Below are 1,516 nucleotides of genomic sequence, written 5' to 3' on the forward strand. Positions count from 1 at the left end.
GAACCGTGATGGAAGGCACCGTCCCGCACGTCGAAGTGCCAGAAGCTGCCGTACTTGGCCTCCCACGCGGCGGCCAGCTCCCGCAGCACGCCCTCGTCCACGACCCGCTCCGCCGCACCCTCGACGACCAGGTCGTACCCCGTGTCGACGGTGTTCGTGCCGGTCGTCAGCACGACCTGCGGGTTGCCGGCGAGGTTGAGCGCCTTGCGCTCCTCGGGGCCGGTGCAGAAGTGCAGCGCCCCGTCCGCCCACACCGCCGGCAGGGGCGTCACATGCGGCCGCCCGTCCGGCCGTACCGTCGAGATCCAGAACAGCTCGGCCGCGTCGAGCCGCGCCTCGGCCGTGGCCCAGTCGGTCGCGGTGGCCGCCGGGTCGCTGTAGCGGGGGTCGAGACGGGTACGCGGTTCCTTGTGGGTCATCGGCTTCTCCCTGAGTCGTCGGTCGTCCCCTAGGTTCTGTCCGGCGGATCATGTGACTGTCGGGTTGCCGGCTCGTTGCTCTCGGCATGGGGCGGGGTGATCTGACGAGTGCGGAGTGGGTGCGGCTGGAGCCGCATCTGCCTTCGTCAGGGCAGCGCGGTGGCCGGTGGAACGACCACCGCACGGTGATCAACGGGATCCTGTTCCGGGTCCGCACCGGCATACCGTGGCGTGACCTGCCCGAGCGTTTCGGCAGTTGGAAGACCGTCTATGAACGCCACCGCCGGTGGTCGGCGGACGGCACGTGGGACCGGATCCTCACAGCCGTCCAGGCGGACGCCGACCTGGCCGGCCGGATCGACTGGAGCATGGTCGGCGTGGACTCGACGTCCTGCCGTGCTCATCAGCACGCGGCCGGTGCCCGCAAGAAGAAGCCGCGCGTCCCGAAAAAAGGACGACGCCCCGAAACCATCGCCCCGACGAGGGACTTGGACGGTCCCGGGGCGGCCTGACCTGCAAGATCCACCTCGCAGGCGAAGGCGGATGCCGCCCCATGGCCCTGCTCGTCACACCCGGTCAGTGCGGTGACGCCCCACAAATGATCGAGGTCCTCGACCGCATCCGCGTTCCCCGCACGCGGGGCGGACGCCCACGCACACGGCCCGACCACCTCAGCGGCGACAAGGCATACAGCTCACGCCGAAACCGCCGCTATCTGCGAAGACGCCAGATCAAGCACACGATCCCGGAGCCGAAGGACCAGAGAGCCCACCGCAAAAGACGCGGCAGCAAGGGCGGCCGGCCCGCCGGCTTCGACAGCGAGGTCTACAAACGCCGCAACGAGATCGAACGGACCATCAACAGGCTCAAGAACTCCCGCGCTGTCGCCACCCGTTACGACAAGAGGGCCTACGTCTTCCACGGCACCGTCACCACCGCAGCCATCAGGCTATGGCTCCGACCATGATCCGCCGGACAGAACCTAGGGCCGTGCCGGATTCGAACTCCTCCGCAAGATGATCCTGCTCCCATAGCGTCTCACCACACGCTCTGCAGCCAACCCTGGTCACGCCAGTGACTGTGACGGGCTGCGAAGA

Annotated in this window: 2 protein-coding genes; one reads left to right on the forward strand and one right to left on the reverse strand. The window is 68.4% G+C overall.

The genetic code is table 11. The features are described 5' to 3' along the window. Nucleotides 1-419: pyridoxamine 5'-phosphate oxidase family protein (locus tag ACFWI9_RS34140; protein ID WP_387169159.1), on the reverse strand; the 419-nt coding region annotated here is incomplete at its 3' end. Between the two features lie 86 nt (nucleotides 420-505). On the opposite strand from ACFWI9_RS34140, the gene ACFWI9_RS34145 reads away from it, so the two are divergent. Further along, nucleotides 506-1,386, forward strand: a protein-coding gene (locus ACFWI9_RS34145) for an IS5 family transposase (protein ID WP_387169161.1) whose coding sequence is annotated in 2 segments (ribosomal slippage) — nucleotides 506-866 and nucleotides 866-1,386 — 882 coding nt in all. Because the reading frame shifts where the segments join, the coding sequence is not laid out codon by codon here. The last annotated feature ends 130 nt before the right edge of the window (nucleotides 1,387-1,516 follow it).

Source organism: Streptomyces sp. NPDC127084 (genome assembly GCF_042724175.1).
Lineage (GTDB): Bacteria > Actinomycetota > Actinomycetes > Streptomycetales > Streptomycetaceae > Streptomyces.